The sequence below is a fragment of the Micromonospora sp. NPDC049240 genome, from assembly GCF_040647835.1.
Taxonomy (GTDB): Bacteria; Actinomycetota; Actinomycetes; order Mycobacteriales; family Micromonosporaceae; genus Micromonospora.
The window spans coordinates 48,137-65,493 of record NZ_JBEZCX010000012.1; the positions used below are offsets into that span (position 1 = coordinate 48,137).

Annotated in this window: 18 protein-coding genes; 7 read left to right on the forward strand and 11 right to left on the reverse strand. The window is 74.5% G+C overall.

Annotated elements, in window-relative coordinates; translation table 11 throughout:
* Positions 1 to 6 precede the first annotated feature (6 nt).
* Positions 7 to 777, reverse strand: coding sequence for a maleylpyruvate isomerase N-terminal domain-containing protein (locus tag AB0B02_RS19590; RefSeq protein ID WP_357302125.1), 771 nt, complete (start codon positions 775 to 777; stop codon positions 7 to 9).
* A 153-nt stretch (positions 778 to 930) separates the two neighbouring features.
* Between AB0B02_RS19590 and AB0B02_RS19595 the strand changes: the two genes are divergently transcribed.
* The gene (locus tag AB0B02_RS19595) at positions 931 to 1,545 is read left to right on the forward strand and encodes a PepSY domain-containing protein (RefSeq protein ID WP_357302128.1); all 615 of its coding nucleotides are present in this window, start codon (positions 931 to 933) and stop codon (positions 1,543 to 1,545) included.
* A gap of 51 nt (positions 1,546 to 1,596) precedes the next feature.
* Here AB0B02_RS19595 and AB0B02_RS19600 read toward each other — a convergent pair whose 3' ends face one another.
* Entirely contained in the window at positions 1,597 to 2,943 is a 1,347-nt protein-coding gene (locus AB0B02_RS19600) for a cellulose binding domain-containing protein (protein ID WP_357302131.1), read from the reverse strand.
* A gap of 185 nt (positions 2,944 to 3,128) precedes the next feature.
* Between AB0B02_RS19600 and AB0B02_RS19605 the strand changes: the two genes are divergently transcribed.
* Positions 3,129 to 4,232, forward strand: coding sequence for a hypothetical protein (locus AB0B02_RS19605; RefSeq protein ID WP_357302134.1), 1,104 nt, complete (start codon positions 3,129 to 3,131; stop codon positions 4,230 to 4,232).
* Between the two features lies 1 nt (position 4,233).
* Here the strand turns inward: AB0B02_RS19605 and AB0B02_RS19610 are convergent, their stop codons facing one another.
* Positions 4,234 to 4,515, reverse strand: a complete 282-nt coding sequence (locus tag AB0B02_RS19610; protein ID WP_281936147.1) for an iron-sulfur cluster biosynthesis family protein — start codon at positions 4,513 to 4,515, stop codon at positions 4,234 to 4,236.
* 234 nt (positions 4,516 to 4,749) lie between these two features.
* Between AB0B02_RS19610 and AB0B02_RS19615 the strand changes: the two genes are divergently transcribed.
* Positions 4,750 to 5,466 carry an aquaporin gene (locus AB0B02_RS19615; RefSeq protein WP_281936148.1) on the forward strand — a complete coding sequence of 239 codons (717 nt, stop codon included), beginning with the start codon at positions 4,750 to 4,752 and terminating at the stop codon, positions 5,464 to 5,466.
* Between the two features lie 64 nt (positions 5,467 to 5,530).
* Positions 5,531 to 7,114 carry a D-alanyl-D-alanine carboxypeptidase/D-alanyl-D-alanine-endopeptidase gene (gene dacB / locus AB0B02_RS19620; protein WP_281936150.1) on the forward strand — a complete coding sequence of 528 codons (1,584 nt, stop codon included), beginning with the start codon at positions 5,531 to 5,533 and terminating at the stop codon, positions 7,112 to 7,114.
* A 22-nt stretch (positions 7,115 to 7,136) separates the two neighbouring features.
* On the opposite strand, the gene AB0B02_RS19625 is transcribed toward dacB, so the two are convergent.
* The 4 genes from AB0B02_RS19625 to AB0B02_RS19640 form a co-directional block, all read right to left on the reverse strand.
* Positions 7,137 to 7,448 carry a hypothetical protein gene (locus AB0B02_RS19625; RefSeq protein ID WP_107162369.1) on the reverse strand — a complete coding sequence of 104 codons (312 nt, stop codon included), beginning with the start codon at positions 7,446 to 7,448 and terminating at the stop codon, positions 7,137 to 7,139.
* 98 nt (positions 7,449 to 7,546) lie between these two features.
* The gene (locus tag AB0B02_RS19630; RefSeq protein WP_281936154.1) at positions 7,547 to 8,425 is read right to left on the reverse strand and encodes a hypothetical protein; all 879 of its coding nucleotides are present in this window, start codon (positions 8,423 to 8,425) and stop codon (positions 7,547 to 7,549) included.
* Positions 8,426 to 8,592: 167 nt separating this feature from the next.
* Positions 8,593 to 9,606 carry a hypothetical protein gene (locus tag AB0B02_RS19635; protein WP_357302140.1) on the reverse strand — a complete coding sequence of 338 codons (1,014 nt, stop codon included), beginning with the start codon at positions 9,604 to 9,606 and terminating at the stop codon, positions 8,593 to 8,595.
* Between the two features lie 839 nt (positions 9,607 to 10,445).
* Complete coding sequence (locus AB0B02_RS19640) at positions 10,446 to 11,039, reverse strand: pentapeptide repeat-containing protein (protein ID WP_107162367.1); 594 nt, start codon at positions 11,037 to 11,039, stop codon at positions 10,446 to 10,448.
* 66 nt (positions 11,040 to 11,105) lie between these two features.
* Between AB0B02_RS19640 and AB0B02_RS19645 the strand changes: the two genes are divergently transcribed.
* The gene (locus AB0B02_RS19645; RefSeq protein WP_281936160.1) at positions 11,106 to 12,338 is read left to right on the forward strand and encodes a serine hydrolase domain-containing protein; all 1,233 of its coding nucleotides are present in this window, start codon (positions 11,106 to 11,108) and stop codon (positions 12,336 to 12,338) included.
* Positions 12,339 to 12,427: 89 nt separating this feature from the next.
* Positions 12,428 to 13,069: an NAD(P)H-binding protein gene (locus AB0B02_RS19650; protein ID WP_281936161.1), complete on the forward strand. Its 642-nt coding sequence runs from the start codon at positions 12,428 to 12,430 to the stop codon at positions 13,067 to 13,069.
* Here the strand turns inward: AB0B02_RS19650 and AB0B02_RS19655 are convergent, their stop codons facing one another.
* Together AB0B02_RS19655 and AB0B02_RS19660 are read right to left on the reverse strand one after the other, a co-directional pair.
* A complete protein-coding gene (locus AB0B02_RS19655) occupies positions 13,070 to 13,534 on the reverse strand; it encodes a PPOX class F420-dependent oxidoreductase (RefSeq protein ID WP_281936162.1) in 465 nt (154 codons plus the stop codon). It abuts the gene before it with no gap.
* 31 nt (positions 13,535 to 13,565) lie between these two features.
* Positions 13,566 to 14,207, reverse strand: a complete 642-nt coding sequence (locus AB0B02_RS19660; protein WP_281936164.1) for a hypothetical protein — start codon at positions 14,205 to 14,207, stop codon at positions 13,566 to 13,568.
* Between the two features lie 214 nt (positions 14,208 to 14,421).
* On the opposite strand from AB0B02_RS19660, the gene AB0B02_RS19665 reads away from it, so the two are divergent.
* Entirely contained in the window at positions 14,422 to 15,198 is a 777-nt protein-coding gene (locus AB0B02_RS19665; protein WP_281936166.1) for a D-Ala-D-Ala carboxypeptidase family metallohydrolase, read from the forward strand.
* A gap of 77 nt (positions 15,199 to 15,275) precedes the next feature.
* Here the strand turns inward: AB0B02_RS19665 and AB0B02_RS19670 are convergent, their stop codons facing one another.
* Positions 15,276 to 15,809, reverse strand: coding sequence for a hypothetical protein (locus AB0B02_RS19670; protein WP_357302146.1), 534 nt, complete (start codon positions 15,807 to 15,809; stop codon positions 15,276 to 15,278).
* Between the two features lie 87 nt (positions 15,810 to 15,896).
* Positions 15,897 to 17,318 (reverse strand): DUF234 domain-containing protein, encoded by a 1,422-nt coding sequence (locus AB0B02_RS19675; protein WP_357302149.1) that lies wholly within the window; start codon positions 17,316 to 17,318, stop codon positions 15,897 to 15,899.
* Positions 17,319 to 17,357: the final 39 nt, after the last annotated feature.

The following is a 17,357-nucleotide window of genomic DNA, read 5'->3' on the forward strand; positions in this document are numbered from 1 at the left end:
CGCGCCCTACTCCGGCTCCCACTCGACGAGCTTGTCGAACAGGCCCCGGTCACCGTCGATCTTCAGCGCGTCCAGCGGGATGCGGCCGTAGAAGGACAGGACCAGGTCGCCGGCCGTGCCGTGGGCGGCGGCGTCGGCCGGGCCCGCGCCATCGGCCGGATCGGGCAGGCGGGCGGCCGTCACCCCGTCGGCGGAGAGCGACTGACGCCAGGAGCGGCCCTCGGTGCTGTGGTAGTCGACGGCGGCGGGCCCGTGCGGCCAGCCGGCCGTGGTGGTGCAGCAGGTGAACAGGAACTCCTCCACCCCGTCGAGTGCCACCTCGACCGGCAGCGGCTGCGCGTCGCCCACGGTGAGCTGGGCGTCGTAGGTGTGCACCGCGACCTCCTGGAGCTGGTGCCGGGCGACCGCACCACAGGTCGACGGCGACTGCGACGTCCCCCACCAGGTCCAGCAGCCGCGGTCCGGGCCGGCCGCCCGCAGCGCGTCCAGGAGCTGCCGCGTCGACGTGGCCAGCCAGTCCAGCAGCGCGGCCCGCTCCCGGGGCGCGGGCGGGCCGGCCGGCACCACCTTGGCCGGGGCACCCGGCCCAGCGGCCACCGTGGCGGCCCAGGATCGGCGCCCCTCGCCCAGGTGCCGGGCCAGGTCGAACAGCGTCCACTCCGGACAGGTCGGCACCTGGACGTCCAGGTCGGGCGCGGCGGCGACCGCCGCCCGGAACGCGGTCGACCGTTCGTCGATCAACCGCAGCAGCTCGGGAAACTCCAACGTCTCGGACACCCCGGCTGTCTACCACCGTGCTCCGGCGACGGACAGCGATTTTCCCGGCCGACGACGATCACGCGCCTTAACCCGGCGTTGTCTGTCGGCTAGCGCGGCCCCGACCGTCCGGCGCGCAGTCTCGACGACACGAACCGAGGAAAGGTGGCAACCATGCGACGTACCTCCCTGATGCTGGCGGCGGCCGGTGGAGTCGCCGTGCTGGCGGTGACCGGCGCGGCGCTCGGCACGACCGCGGCGGACCGGTCGACCGGCCGCACCGCCCCGGCCGCCGTGACCGTCGAGGACAACCCGGCCCGGACCGGCACGGGCGGCGAGGACAACCCGGCCCGGTCGGCGACCAGCGGCGGGGACGACCGGGCCCGCCGGGGCACGGCCGACGACGACCGCGCCCCGGCGGGCACCGGTCGGGAGGACAACCCGGCCCGCCGGGGCACGGACGACGACGCGGGTCCGGCGCGGGCGGCCGGCGGCACGGTGAGCCGGCAGCGCGCCGCCGAGGTGGCGCTGGCCCGCACCGGGGGTGGCCGGGTCACCGAGATCGAGGCGGAGACCGAGCACGGCCGTCCGGCGTGGAGCGTCAAGGTCACCCGCGACGGCTGGCGTCACGAGGTCAAGGTCGACCGGGCGACCGGCGTCGTGCTGGAGGCCGAGCGGCAGCGGGCCGGCACGGACGACCGGGGTGGACGCGACGACCGGGGTGGACGCGACGACCACGGTTCGCACGACCGGGACGACGACCACGGTCGCCACGGCGACGACGACTGAACGCCGGCCGGGGCCGGGTGCGGAGCGGATCCGCGCCCGGCCCCGCCGTGGTCACCGCAGCGTGCAACTCACCTCGGTCGGCGGCTGGTTGTCGCCGGAGACGACCAGACCCCAACTGGTGGTGCCGCCGGCCGGCAGCGCACCGTTCCAGGACGCGTTCGTGGCGGTCACCCGCGCCCCGGACTGCGTCGCGCCGGCGTTCCAGGCGTTCACCAGCCGCTGCCCACCGGCGAAGGCGACCTCACTGCGCCAGCCGGTGGCGGCGGACGTGCCGGTGTTGCGGACCGTCACCTCGGCCTGGAAGCCGCCGGCCCACGCGCCGGTGACCGTCCAGGCCGCCGCGCACCCCGATCCGGTCGGCGACCCGGTCGGGCTCGGCGACCCGGTCGGGCTCGGCGACGCGGTCGGACTCGGCGACGCGGTCGGACTCGGCGACCCGCTCGGCGGGGCCGACGGGCCGTCCGACGTGGTGTAGCTGACCGGCGTGTACGCGGCGGAGCAGGTGCCGCCGCACGAGGCCGGCAGCGCGAACCGGTACACCCGGCCGCCGCCCACCAGCGCGCCGGTGACGTCCCGCACCCGGATCTGGAAGTCGACGCCGCCGGCGGTGGTGGCGCCGAGCACGTACGACTGGCCCATGTCGCTGTTCATGGTGGCGGCCCGCCACACCCCGTCGGCCAGGTACTCCACCCCGTGGATGCCGTTGGGCAGGTGGGAGACCGCGATGGCCGGCCAGTACCGCTGGGCGCCGCGCAGGAACGCGATCCGGAGGTCGCCGGAGTAGCCGGGCGCCGGCACGAACGACCAGGAGACCTGCCGGTTGTTCCAGTGGCTCGGATAGAGGTCACCGACCGGGACACCGCCGCGCGCGAAGCGGTTCAGCGAGGCGGTGGACAGGTCCAGATGGTTCCGGTCGTCCCGGCACCAGGCGTTGCCGTCGCCGCAGGAGTCGGCGACCACCATGGTCAGGGTGGCGCCGTTGTAGCCGTCGGCGACCCAGGAGCCGTTGCGGCAGAACGGCTGCCCGGGCGCGCCGTCGTTGGTGCCGGTACACCGGTCCCCGATGGTCACCCGGACGAACCGGCCGCAGTTGAGGCCGTTGTTCCACAGCCCGATCCGGCTCGCCTGGTCCGGTGGCAGCGGCCGGATCGGATAGGACGTGTAGTCGCCGGGCAGGTCGTAGACGTTGAGCGCGACGAAGTCCGGCGAGTCCAGTTCGGACTGCGGCAGGCCACAGCCGCCGTACGGGGAGCCGAGGCCGTCGAAGTGGGTGGCGTTGCCGGTCACCGGCGCGGGCGGGTCGTCGACCGCGAGCGCGGGCAGTTGACCGGCGACGAGCAGCGCGGCCGCGGCGGCGGTCAGGGCCGCGCCGAGCCGGAGGCGGGACTGCGGGGTCATGGGGTGGCCTTCCGGGCGGGCCGACCCGGGCACGGGGCGGCTCAGGGGTGGTCATGGTTGCCCGTCCATGCCCGGCCGTGCCCGCGGAGACCATGCCACCACCGTGCCCTCCGCCGTGTCAACGGGGACGCTGACCACCCGAAAGGAGGCGGTGACGGAGAGCAATCGAACCGCTACATTGAAGTATGGTGTCCGCACCCGGCGGCTGGCCGCCGGACCCGGTCTACCGTCCCGTGCTGGCCGGGCGACGGGGCGAGTTGGAGGCCCTGGCCCACCTCGACGACACCGCCGCCGCGCTGCTCGCCCCGATCGTCGACGTGCCGGCGGACGAGCCGGACCCGGTGGCGGCGCTGCGACGGCTGCCCGCCACGCTCCTGCCGGCCGTCGACGTGTCGGCGCTGCCGGACACCCCGGAACACGACCCGGTCCACTGGGGCGTACCCCTGATGCCGGTGATCGGGCTCGCGGAGAGTGACCGGCGGCTGGGCGCGCACGGCGCCGCGGCCCGGGCCGGGGCGGGCCGGGCGGTGGTCCGGCTGCGGATCGGGCCGGACCGGGTCGGGCCGGACGCCGCCACCGCCGCGGCGGAACGGGTGTGGCGGTCCACCGGGCTGGTGCCGGAGCAGTGCGACCTGCTGCTGGACGCAGGCGACGTGTGCTGCCTGGCCGACGTCCGGCTGGCCGAGCCACGGGTGCGACGCGCGGCGGAGTGGGCCCGGCGGCACGCCTGGCGCACGGTCACCGTGGCGGCGGGCGGGATGCCACCGGCGCTGTCCCGGCTCCCGGTCGACGAGCCGGTACGCCTGGACCGCTACGACTGGTTGCTCTGGCAACGCCTGGCCGACCTGCGACTGGGTTACGCCGACTACGGGGTGGGCTGCGCGGCACGCGACGCGGACGCGCCCGGCGACCGGCTGCCGACGCTGCGGTGGGCGGACCACGGCGCGTGGTGGATCTACCGCTGGTGCCGGCGGGGTGGCCGGGGCGACGAGCGCCTCGCCGACCTGTGCCGCACGCTGGTCGCCGCCCCGCACTGGCCGGCGGCCGGGTCGGGCTTCTCCTGGGGCGACCACGAGGTGTTGCGCCGGGCCCGGCGCGGCGCGGGTGCGGGCTCGCCGGCCAACTGGATCGCCTGGAGCACGTCACACCACCTGGCCCACGTGCTGGCCGCGCTGGTCCGACCGGACCGGGAGCAGCGCGGCGGTTCGTGGCGGCCCGGCCAGGACGCGCCGGAGTGGGGGCGCGCCGGCCGGCCGCAGCGCGGCGGGGAGGCCCGCCGCGCCGGCTGAGTCACTCCTTCTCGGTGAAACCGAACTGGACCACGCCCTCCTCGTCCACCACCGCGTCGACCGAGGTGTCGTCGAGCAGCTCGGCGGCGTCCGGGTCCAGGAAGATCCGCGCACCCTGGTCGTCCACCACCTGGTCGCCCTGCACGGGCGCCGGGACCAGCTCGATGGAGAGCGCGCCGGCCTCGGTGTCGGCGGCGATGCGCAGCCCACCCGCGTCGGCCACGTCCTGCTGGGCGGCGAGGTCACGGATCACCAGGACGGCGTTGTCGGTCATGGTCAGCATGGCGGAACTCCTCATGGCTGGTTTCTCGGATTCGCGGGCGACTCGGCCCACGCGGTCGGCTCGCGACCCGGAAGCGGACGAAACGCTGCTTCGCCGCAATACAGGGGGGCGGTCGGACAGCCCCTCACCACCCACCGTGCCCGCTGCCGGCGGATCCGTCAAATAGAGCCGGGTGAACGGGCCTGAGCAGCGGTTTCTCCTCCGATCCGCCGGGCGGCTCCCTATGCTCGGGGCATGGACGACCCGCGCAGGTACGTCGCCGAGTTCCTCGGCTCGCTGCTGCTGATCTTCTTCGGCGTGGGCAGCGCCGTCTTCGCCCGGGTCTCCGGTGGCGTGGTGGTGGTCGCCCTGGCATTCGGCTTCACCATGCTGGCGCTGGTCTACACGATGGGGCCGCTCTCCGGCAGCCACATCAACCCGGCGGTGACCCTGGGCGTGCTGCTCTCCGGGAAGATCTCCCCGGTGGGGGCGGTGCTGTACTGGGTCGCGCAGTTCGTCGGCGCCACCGTCGCCGCGTTCGTGATCTGGGCGCTCACCAGGTGGGGTGACGTGGCCGACCAGACCGGCGCGCTCGGCACCAACGGGTACGGCGCGCACATCAACCTGGGCGGCGCCGCCGTGCTGGAGACGGTGCTGACGTTCCTCTTCGTCCTGGTGGTGCTGGTGGTGACCGGGCGGGGTGAGCACGCCGCGTTCGCCGGGGTGCCGATCGGTCTCGCCCTGGCCGCCGCGCACCTGGTCGGCCTCACGCTGGACGGCACCTCGGTCAACCCGGCGCGGTCGTTCGGTCCGGCCCTGTTCCAGGGCGGCACCGCGCTGCGCCAACTCTGGGTCTTCATCGTCTTCCCGCTGCTGGGCGGCGCACTCGCCGCCCTGGTCGCACCGCTCCTCCTGCCCCGGGACGCGAGCGGGCCGGAGGCTTCGCAGCGGATGGGCACGCCGCGGACCTGAGTTCGGCAATAACCTTTCGCTCCGGGCTCTTTCCCGCAGGAAAGCACCATGGCAGCATCTGCACATGCATCGTCGTCTCTTTCCCCGGGCGCTCGCGGCGCTGGTGCTGGTCGCCACCGCGGCCACCGCCGGCACCACCACCGCCACGGCCGACGCGCCCACCCCGGCGCAGACCCGGCTGCACGCGACCATCGACGCGATCCTCGCGGACAGCCGGCTGGACGGTGCGCAGGCGGGCGTGGTCGTGGTCGACACCACCACCGGCCGCACGCTCTACGACCGCAACGGGACCCGCCGGCTCGTCCCCGCCTCCAACACCAAGCTGCTCACCTCGACGGCGGCGATGGAACTGCTCGGCCCGGGGCACCGCTTCACCACCGACGTCAGCGCCGCCGGGCCGCGCCGCGCCGGGCTGCTCTCCGGCGACCTCTACCTGCGCGGCGGCGGCGACCCGACCATGCTCGCGGCGGACTACGACCGGCTCGCCGCGCAGGTCGCCGCCGCCGGCGTACGGGTGGTGACCGGCGACCTGGTCGCCGACGACACCCGCTACGACCGCACCCGGCTCGGTCCGGACTGGACCTGGGACGACGAGCCCTACTACTACGCCGCGCAGGTGTCCGCGCTGACCGTCGCGCCGGACACCGACTACGACGCCGGCACCGTGATCGTCGACGTCGCGCCGGGCGCGCGGGCCGGAGTCCGGCCGAAGGTCTCGATGACCCCGGACAACGGCTGGCTGCACATCGACAACCGGGCCGAGACGGTCACCGGCGGCGAGACCACCGTCTCCATCGAGCGGGAGCACGGGAGCAACACCGTCGTGGTGACCGGCCAGATCGCGGTCGGCCAGGCCGCCGAGAGCGACTGGGTGACGGTCTGGGAACCGACCGGGTACGCCGCCGACGTCTTCCGGTCCGCGTTGCGCCGGCACGGCGTACGGGTCCTCGGCCGGACCGTGCTCGGCACGGCCACCCCGGACACCGCCCGGCCGCTGGCGCGGCACGACTCGATGCCGCTGGCCGACCTCATGGTGCCGTTCCTCAAGCTCTCCAACAACGGGCACGCCGAGGTGCTCACCAAGGAGCTGGGCCGGATGCTCTCCGGCTCCGGCACCTGGGCCGCCGGCCTGGCCGCGATCGGTGAGTACGTCGGCGACGCCGGAATGGACACCGGCACACTGCGCCAGCGTGACGGCTCCGGCCTGTCCCGACGAAACCTGATCCCGCCCGCCCAGTTCGTGACGCTGCTCTCCGCGGTGCGCGCCGAGCCCTGGTTCGACACCTGGTACGCCGCGCTGCCGGTGGCCGGCAACACCGACCGGCTCGTCGGCGGGACGCTGCGCAGCCGGATGACGGGCACCGCCGCCGCGAACAACGTGCACGCCAAGACCGGCAGCCTGACCGGCGCGTCCGGCCTCTCCGGCTACGTCACCGACGCCGACGGCCGGCTGCTGGCCTTCTCGATCGTCCTCAACAACTACCTGACCTCGTCGGTCAAGGGGCTGGAGGACCAGATCGCGATCGCGCTGGCCACGTACACCGAGAAGGAGACGGCGACCGCCCGGCGGACCGTGCCGACCGCACCGGACTCACCACGGGTGCCGGAGGGGCGGGAGTGCTCCTGGGTCAAGCCGGCGTTCTGCTGACCGACCCGCGCCGGCCCGGCGTTCAGGCGCCGGGCCGGTACGGGCGCGGGGCGGCGGCGGGGTCGCCCCGCTCGACCAGCGCGTCGATCTCGGCCGGCGGCAGTCCGCGCAGCGTGAGCACCCGCCGGCCCCAGCGGTGCAACCGGCACGGATGCGGGCTGGCGTCGTTGCGGCAGATGGTCCCGCCCGACCAGGACCGTGGCGCGTGCACCACCACCGCCCGCACCGCGAACTGGACGTCCTCCACCGTCACGTACGGCGGCAACGGGATGTCCCGCAACACACCACGATCGGAGGACTGGCGGGCAGGGGCGAGAGGCGTGGGACGGCTCATCGGTCGAACCTCCACAAAGGATGGACGGACGGGGACCTCGGAAAGGTACGTCGGTCGACCCGGCGCGCGACGGACAAACTGTCCCGACGGTACGCGGATCAGCGCAGCGCGACGGCCTGGAGGCTGACGTTGCCGCACTGCCCGAGGGACTCCTCCACGGTCCAGCTCAGCAACAGCTTCGCACCGCGCGGCGCGCGGAACCGGACGGTGAAGTCGGTGGTCAGCGCGGTGTGCGGGTCCTCCATCCGGAGCGTGCTGACCGGCCCACCGGCGATCCGCACGTCGAGCCGGCCACGGGCCATCCAGAGCCCGGCGTAGAGGTGCACGGTGCGCGACTGCCCGTCGGCGGTCACCGCGAGACGGAAACCGCTGCCCTGTTCGCAGGTGTAGACCCCGGACATGGTGCCGCTGGCCGAGGCCACCGGCACGCCGTCCCGCCAGGCGTACGCCTCCGGGTTGTTGCTGAAGCTCTCCCGCCGGCCCCGGCCGCCCTCGTCCCGGATCGCGCCGGAACCGCCCCGCTTGCGAACCGTCCGGTCGCCGCCCAGCAGCCCCCAGTGGACCCAGTCGACGGTGCCCACGGCGGTGAGGTCGACCGAGGCGGGCACCTCGGCCCGGCTGACCGCGACCGTCGGTGGCGCCATCGTGGACGGTGAGGGGCTCGGGGACGGCGAGGGGCTCGGGGACGGCGGGCGCTGCCGGGGGCGCAGGCCGGGGGTGGCGACCGCGCCGTCGGCTTCGCCCGGCAGCCCGACCCGGCCGGTCGGCGCCACCGGCAGGGCCGCGCTCTCCTCGCGCGGCGCGTCGTGCCGCTCGGTGCCGAGGTAGGCCACCAGCGCCGCCAGGCAGAGGAACGCGGCCAGGCCCTCCAACGCCATCCGCCGCCGGCGCCGCAGTCGGCGCAGCGCGGACCGGGTACGCGGGTGGCCCTCCCGATGCGAGCCGGGGCCGGTTCGCGAACGGTCCTCCTCGCCCACCACACCTCCGCTTCGTCTCACGCGGCGCCGCCGGAAGCGGCCGGAGCGTGACGGGCTTCACGGTGTCACCGCCCGGCCGTTTGCGCCATATGTGAGCCGACGGGCGTTTCCCGTTCGTTACCAAGAGGTAGCAGAACGGACCCGTCGCCGTCCAGCCGAGCGGCGGGTCAGCTTACCGTGATCGCTTCCAGCGACACCCCGTCGTTCTGCCCGCCGGTCACGGCGAGCGCCCGCCAGGTGATCAGCAGCCGCTGGCCGCGAGGCGCCCGGAAGTGGATGACGTACTGGTAGAAGCGGTCGCCCTGGGCCATGGCCACCTCCCGGACGGCCGGATCACCGCCGCCGGAGAGCGAGACGTCGAGCCGGGCCCCGGCCGAGAACACACCGACGAACAGCCGGACGGTCCGCAGGTCCCCGCCGCCGGCCACACCGAGCCTGAAGGACTTGCCGGCACCGCGCTGGAAGACGCCCGTCCGGGTGCTCTCCTGCCGCACCGTCGGCGTGCCGTCCGTCCAGCTCAGGCCGGACACCCCGGCGTTGTGCTCCAGCCGGTCGCCGCCCGGGTCCTCGATCTCGCCGGTGCCGCGCTGCTTACGCTGGACGCTGTCCGCGCCCGCGCCGCCCCAGTGCCGCCAGTCCCGCGTGCCGAGCAGGGTGAGCGACACCGCCGGCGGCACCGGCTCCTGATCCACCCCGAGCAGCGGGTCGCCGGGCAGCGCCGGGTCGCCGGTCACCGGCACGACCGTCGGGGGCGCCGCCGTCGGCGCCGGTGCCGGCGTCGTCGGCCCGGCGGCCGGCACGGCCCGGCCACGCTCGGGCGGCGTCGGCGACCGGGCGGAGTACGCCAACGCCACCACCGACGCGGTCAGCGCGGCGGTGGCCAGCACGGCTCGCCGACGCCGGCGGCGGGCCCGGGCGGCAGCGACCCGGGTGGCCCCGGCCTCGCTCGCGGGCCGCGCCGTATCCGGGCGGAGAGCGTGCCGCAGCCGGGTCGCGAGCGGGCCGGCCAGGCCGGTGAGCCGGGTGCGGAGACTCTCCGGCGCGGTGTGCCGGCCGGCCAGCGCCGGCATCCCGTCCCCGAACGGGTCCCCGTCCACCGCCCGCAGGCCGTCCCGCGCCCGCCGGCCGTCCCGCGCCCGCCGGCCGGCACGCTCCGGCCGGGCCGACGTCTGAGCCGGCACCGGACCGGCCGGCCCTGGCCCAACTGGCCCGAGCCCGCCCGCTTCCGGCCCCGGTCCACCCGCGCCGAGCCCGCCCGGTCCCGAGCCCGGTTCAATCGGACCGAGCCCAGCCGGTCCCGGCCCAACCGGACCGAGCCCAGCCGGTCCCGGCCCAACCGGACCGAGCCCAGCCGGCTGGGGCCCGCTCGGCCAGTGCCCAGCCGGGGCATGCCCGACCAGCGGGGCCAGCCCAGGCGCGGGCCCGCCGGACGCGGGGCCGAGCGGCGCGGGCCCGGTCGGTGCCGGTGCCGGTGCTGGTGCTGGTGCCGCATCGTCGATCGGGGAGACGGCCGGGGCGGCCGGTTCCCACGCGCCGTCGTCCGGCTCGCCGGCGAGGCGACGCGGAGCGGCCGGCGTTTGCGGCGTGGCGACGGGCTCGACCGGCACGGCGGGCAGCCAACCTCCGACCCGCATTCCGGACTGCGTGAGTTCCTCCTCAGCCACCGCCCCTCCCTCGGCCGCCGGAGTCGGCGACCATCACCGCGGCTCGCCGCAGGGCAGGATGACACATGCTTCGATCTCCGAGAAGCAGCCGACACGAACCAATTTCGTCGCTCCCACCCCGGGCGTGTCGGCCGGGAGAAAGGATTCCGTGGGAAGCGATATACCCGTGGGTCATAAATATGACACAGCGGTATGTCGCTTCAGAGGAGTCGTCCTCGACAGGGTGTAACGCACCGTGACGACCGAGGCCCGGACCTCCAGCCAACCGGGCCGGGCGCGTGACGCCGGCCGGCAGCGCGACGGCACCGGCGGGGCGGGGCGGTCGAGCGACCACGGAGGCGGGCGGGGCGGCCGGGTCAGCCGACCTGGAAGCCGAGCGCCTGGACCAGTGTCACGGCCTGCTCCACGTCGACCCGCGCCCCGGCCCGTTCCACCGCGGTCGGGTCGAGCGCGGACAGGTCGCTGCCGCGCAGGTCGGCGCGGGTCAGCTTGGCGGCGTGCAACTGGGCTCCGGACAGGTCGACGCCGGTGAGCACCGCGCCGGTCAGGTCGGCGCCGGTCAGGTCGGCCTCGCGCATGCGTACGTCGGTGATCCGGGCGCCGCGCAGGTCGGCGCCGGGCAGCGCGACGAACGACCAGTCGCCGCGGTCGACCCGGAGCGGGCGCAGGTCGCACCGGTCGAAGCTGCTGCCGACCAGCTTGCAGCCGGTGAACTCCGCCTCGAACAGGTTGCAGCGGGTGAACGTGCAGCGGGTGAACGCCGAGTCGACGTGTCGGGAGGCGTTGAACGCCACGGTGCCGAAGACGCACTCCGTGAACACCGCGCCCCGGCTGACCGCCTCGGTGAGGTCGACGTCGAAGAACTCGCAGCGCACGAAGTGCCGATCGACCAACTCTTCCGCGTACCAGTCCTGCTGGCGGTAGGTGACGTCCTCGACGGGCTCCGGCATGCCGCCGACACTAGTGTGGCCGGCCGACACTTCCGGCTCGCCGTACCGGCGGGTAGGTTCGCGGGGGTGAGCGTCGCAGTCAGCACCGATCCCGGCCGTGTCGGCTTCGATCCCGCCCGACTGGCGCGGATCGACGAGCACTTCGCCCGCTACGTCGACGACGGCCGGCTCGCCGGCTGGCAGGTCGTCGTCACCCGCCGGGGCGAGATCGCCCACTCGTCGACGTACGGGCTGCGCGACCGGGAGGCCGGCACGCCGGTCGAGGCGGACACGCTCTGGCGCATCTACTCGATGACCAAGCCGATCACCTCGGTCGCCGCGATGATGCTCTGGGAGCAGGGCCGGTTCGAGCTGACCGACCCGGTCAGCCGCTGGCTGCCGGAGTTCGCCGACGTCCGGGTCTACGACCGGGGGTCGGTGCTCAAGCCGTACACCCTGCCGGCCACCGAGCCGATCCGGATCTGGCACCTGCTCACCCACACCGCCGGCCTGACGTACGGCTTCGCCCAGGTCTCGGTGGTCGACGGCCTCTACCGGGCGGCCGGCTTCGACCTGGGCGTGCCGGCCGGCGCGGACCTGGCCACGGCCTCGGCCGGCCTGGCCACGCTGCCGCTGCTGTTCCAGCCCGGGACGAGCTGGAACTACGGCGTCTCCACCGACGTGCTGGGCCGTCTGGTCGAGGTGGTCTCCGGGCAGTCCCTGGACGCGTTCTTCGCCGAGCGGATCCTGCGCCCGCTCGGGATGACCGACACCCGCTGGTGGGTGGACGAGGCAGACGCCAAGCGGCTCGCCGCGCTCTACGCCCCGCACCCGGCCACCGGTCAGGCGGTACGCGCCGACGGCATCGGCCGGGCCGCGCTGGCGGCGCCGGGCTGGCACTCCGGCGGCGGCGGGCTGGTCTCCACCGCCGCCGACTACCACCGCTTCACCCAGTTCCTGCTGCGCGGCGGCGAACTGGACGGGGTGCGCCTGCTCGGCCCCCGCACGGTCCGCTTCATGACCCGCAACCACCTGCCCGGCGGCCGGGACCTCGCCTCGTTCTCCCCGGAGGGGTTCTCCGAGACGGTGCTGGACGGGATCGGCTTCGGACTGGGCTTCGCCGTGGTGCTCGACCCGGTGCCGGCCCGGGTGCCCAGCAGCGTCGGCGAGTTCTACTGGGGCGGCATGGCCAGCACGGCGTTCTGGGTGGACCCGGTGGAGGAGGTCACCGCGCTGCTGTTCACGCAGCTCATGCCGTCGAGCACGTACCCGCTGCGCAGCCAGTTGCGCCAGCTCGTCTACTCCGCGCTGGTCGACTGACCCCCGGCTGAGCGGGCAGAACCGGCCGGGGCCGGCCGGTTCCGGCGGAACGGCACCCGGCCGGCGGCCGGCTGCCTAGCCTGTGAGGCATGAGCGACATCGTCGTGTTCGGCGCCGGTGGGACGGCGGGCTCCCGGATCGCCGCCGAGGCGGCCGAGCGGGGGCACCGGGTCACCGCCGCGGTACGCCGGCCGGAGGCGGTCGGCTACCTGCCCCCGGGCGTACGCACGGTGACCGGCGACGCCACCTCGGCGCGGAGCGTACGCGAGCTGGCCGAGGACGCGGACGTGCTGGTGGTGGCCATCGGCGGAGGCGAGCGTGACCTCTGGCGGGACGCCGCGCGGACGCTCGTGGACACGCTGCGGGGAATGCCCGACCCGCCGCGGGTGATCCACGTCGGCGGCGGCGCGACGCTGCTCACCCCGAGCGGCACCCGGTTCCTGGACGAGCCGGACTTCCCCGCCGAGTACCGCGACTCGGCGCAGGGGCAGGCGGACGCGCTGGCGTTCTACCGTTCCTCGGCCGACGGGGTGACCTGGACGTACGTCTCCCCGCCGCCGTTGGAGTTCCACCCCGGCGAGCGGACCGGGCACTACCGCACCGGCACGGACCACCCGGTGACCGACGCGCAGGGCCGCTCGGTGCTCACCTACGAGGATCTCGCGGTGGCGATCGTCGACGAGATCGAGAACCCCCGGTTCGGCAACGCGCGGTTCACCGCCGCGTACTGATCAGTCGGCGAGCCGGGCCGGGAACCCGCCGGTGGCGATCGGCCCCCAGGACTCGATCGTGACGCGGATCAGCGACTTGCCCTGCGCGACCATGGCCGCCCGGTACTCGTCCCAGTCCGGGTGCTCGCCGGAGATGCTGCGGAAGTAGTCCACCAGCGGCTCCAGCGCCTCGGGCAGGTCGAGCACCTCGGCCACGCCGTCGACCTGCACCCACGGGCCGTTCCAGTCGTCGGAGAGCACGCAGGCGGAGACGCGCGGGTCGCGGCGGATGTTCGTCACCTTGGCCCGCTCCGGATAGGTGGAGATGACCAGCCGGCCCTCGGCGTCGACGCCGCAGGAGACCGGGGACGACTGCGGGCGGCCGTCGGCCCGGGTGGTCATCAGCACGACGCGGTGCCGGGGGCGGAGGAACTCGGTCAGGGCGTCCCGGTCGACCCGGGTGTTGCGCGCGATGCTGCGTGGCATGCCTCGGTTCTACCAGGCCGGCGGCCGGATCTCAGCGCGGGCGGCCGGCGGCCCGGCGCGGGGCGACCTGCTCGGGCACGCGCGGGCGGGCGGTGGGCCGCCAGGCGCGGCCGTTGGCGTAGATCACCCGGAAACCGAGGTACGCGGCGAGCGGCGCCCAGTGCGCCGAGCCCATCCGCAGCTCGGCGGCATTGTGCCGCTGCCCGTTGGCCAGCACGTCGAGCAGCACGGTCTCGAACGCGGCCGACTCGACCCAGTCCACGTCGCGGGTGAAGCCGCAGATCAGCGCCGCGCCGGTGACCTCGAGGAAGCCGCGCAGCGTGGCGTCGGAGGCACGCAGCACCGAGCAGCTGCCGAAGTAGAGGCGACGCCCGTCGGCGCGGCCGGCCATCCGCTCGGCCACGTCGGACAGCTCGACCGAGTCCCAGTCGGTGAGGCAGAGCCGGCTCGGCTCGCCGTGCATGGCGAAGAACCCGACGCGATGGTCCGCGTACTGCTTGAGCAGCCATCGGTCGAGGAAGTAGAACAGCTCGTCCCGGGTGGCGGCGTCCTTGTGGATGTAGCGGATCCGGTTCAGTCGTTCGAGCAGTTCGAGCGTGGGCAGGACGGAGCCGCGCTCGTTGAGGTCGCGGTGCCACTGCCCCTCGACGCAGAACACGCCGCCACGCGCCATCGCCCACCTCCCCTGCCCGCGGGGCTCGCCCGCCCGGGGGTCGATCCGGGCCCGGGAGCAGACGTTACCGCTCCCCTCCGACCATGACCGAATGTGAGAACAATTTCCGCTAATCACCACGAAGAGGCCCGCCGAATGTCACGGTGAGAAGGACGGGACGCGGTGGTCGATGTGCCGTCCCGACCCCATTTCCACTCTGATCGGGAGGACTCCTGTGCGCGTCAACACCCTGAAGCGGGCGGCCGTCGCGTTCGCGCTGGCCCTGCCCGGGGCGGCGGTCGCGACGGTCGTCGCCGCACCGGCGGCCCACGCCGACGGCTGCTACACCTGGCCCCGCACCTTGTCGCAGGGGCGCTCGGGCGAGGACGTCCGGCAGCTCCAGATCCGGGTGGCCGGCTGGGCCGGGTACGCCGGCATCGTCCGGGTCGACGGCCGGTACGGCCCGGAGACGACCGCCGCGGTCAAGCGTTTCCAGTCCGCGTACGGACTGCGGGCCGACGGCGTCGCCGGGCCGCGGACCTTCGCCAAGATCTACGACCTCCAGGACAACGACTGCACCCCGAAGCACTTCAGCTACGCCGAGCTGGACAACGGCTGCGGCAAGGGCGGGTGGAGTGGGGGTCCGCTCTCGTCGTCCGCCACCCGGGAGAACGCGGTACGCACCATGTGGAAGCTGGAGGCGCTGCGGCGCAGCCTCGGCGACAAGCCGCTCTACGTCACCAGCGGATTCCGCAGCATCGCCTGCAACCGGCAGGTCGGCGGCGCCACCGACAGCCAGCACCTGTACGGCAACGCGGCCGACCTGACCTCGCGGGACCGGACCCTCTGCGAGATCGCCCGGTCGGCCCGGGACCAGGGCTTCAGTGGCATCTACGGCCCCGGCTACCCGGATCACGACGACCACACGCACGTGGACTCGCGCCGGGAGAACACCCGGGACAAGTCGACGAACACCACCGACTGGTCGGCCCCGGACTGCGGAATCAACTGATCCGGACGCACGACGGCCCGACGCGGGGGGTGGGGGCGCCCCGCGTCGGGCGCGCCGGCCGCGACCCGTACCCGGGGTCAGCTCGCCCGGGGCCAGCGCGGCCGGGCCGCGGGGGCCGGCCGTGCGGCGCCGGGCCGCAGGCCGGGCCGCACCGGCGGCGCGACGACCCGCGGGACCGGGCCACGCGCCTGGCCGGCGACCGGACGGGCCGCCGGGGCCGCGCCCGGCCGGGCCGCCTGACCCGCGCCCGGCCGGGCAGTCTGCGCCGCGCCCGGGCGGGCCGCCTGGACGGCCGGTCGGGCCGCCGACGGGCCGGTCAGCACGAACGGGAAGGGCACGTGCACGAACGGGTTGCCGTGCCGGATCAGCGCGTCGATCTGGCGCTCGTTGAGGCCGTGTGTCGCCAGCACCCGGCGCCCCCAACGGTGCAACCGGCAGGGGAACGCCGCCCCGTCGTTGCGGCACTTCGGCCCCGCGGGCCACTCCTCGGCGGCGTGCACCACCACCGCCCGGACCGCGATGCGGACGTCCTCGGGTGTCAACGGCGCCGGCATCGGCACCTCGCCCAGGACCTTGTCGATGGGATCCGTCGACTGCTCACCAACACGCACGGCAGGCCTCCCGCAGCTCGGCAGCGGTGCGGCGGACCGGCCGCACCACATCCTCGCCCACTGGTACGGCCGGACACCGGCGACAGTTCAATCCCGCCACGCGGTGAGCAGTTCCTCCGGCCCGAGGACGGTGACGCCGTCGACGGCGCGCCCACTGCGGACCACCGCGACGGTCGGGGTGTCTTCGTCCGCGCCGGGGAGGCGTGCCCGATGGTGAAGCAGCCGGCCCAGGTCGTGGGCGTCGAACGCCGCCTGTTCCAGCCACTTGATCGAGCCAACGAACGTGATGCGCCTGGCCACCGGAGCACGGTCGGCACCGACGAGGTCGATCTCGGGATCGTTGGTACGTGTCCAGTAACCGTTCACCACGGCCGTGTCGGCCGGAAGATGGCCGGACGGCAGCCGGCGTAGTGACTCACGGATGACCGGTTCGACCGCGCGTCCTCGCCAGGAGGTCCACGAGGAGTCGATCCGGTTCAACGTCAGGTCTCCCCGGCCACGCTCGATCTCCGGCAGGTAAGGGCCGAGGAAGGCGAGCCAGAAACGGAGGTACGGGTCGGCGACGACATAGCGGGTCTCGCGGGAGGGTCGGGTGGACAGGGGAAGAGCGGCCTCGACGATCCTCTTCTCGGTGAGCAGGCGGAGCGCGCGGTGCAGCGACGCCTGCGGGATTCCCGCCGCCCGGGCGAGCGACGAGAAGGTGCGTTCCCCGGCACCGATGGCCCGGAGCACCACGTCCGGTTGGGACTGCGGGGGAAACTCGGCCGCGAGGGCCCGCTCGCCACTGACGAGCAGCGCGGAGGTGGGGTCGACGACCGCGTCGGCGAGGTAGTCGCGCAGACCCGCACCGGGTGCCCAGTCGTCCACCACGAGGGGCAGGCCACCGGTGACGAGGTAGGCGTCGATGGCATCGGCCGGCGGCAGATCCAGCATCTCGCCCACGTCGCCCGGACTGAGCGGCGGGATCACCATCTCGGTGGCGCGCTGGTGGAAGGGACGGCCGTAGTCGTTCAGCGCCTCCATCATCGCGAGGTCCGAACCGATGCCGATCACCAGAACCGGCCGGCGGGACAGTTCCCGGTCGAAGACCTTCTGCAGGGTGCCCTCGAAGCCGGGATCGGTGGCGATCAGATACGGCATCTCGTCGATGACGACGACACTGGGCCGGTCGGTGGGCAGCGCGGCGGCGAGCAGCGTGAGCGCGGCGTCCCAGGTCGCCGGCGTCTGTGCCGTGAACAGCCCCGCGTCGGGCAGCGTCGAGTCGGCCGCGGCGGCGACGAAGAGCGCGAGATCGGCGGCGGCGGTGGGCTGCGCCGAGGCGGTGAAGAAGAGGTGAGGCACGCCCGCCCGCTCGACGAACTCCTCCACCAGGCGGGACTTGCCGACCCGGCGGCGGCCCCGCATGAGCAGCGCCCGCCCCGGGTGGCCGGCCCGACCGCCGCGTGCGACGCGGCTGAGCACCCCGTCGAGTTGAGCCAGCTCACGGGTCCTGCCGACAAAACCGTCCACGCGACCACCTGGAAGACCCTCGTCGCCGATGCTCTCATC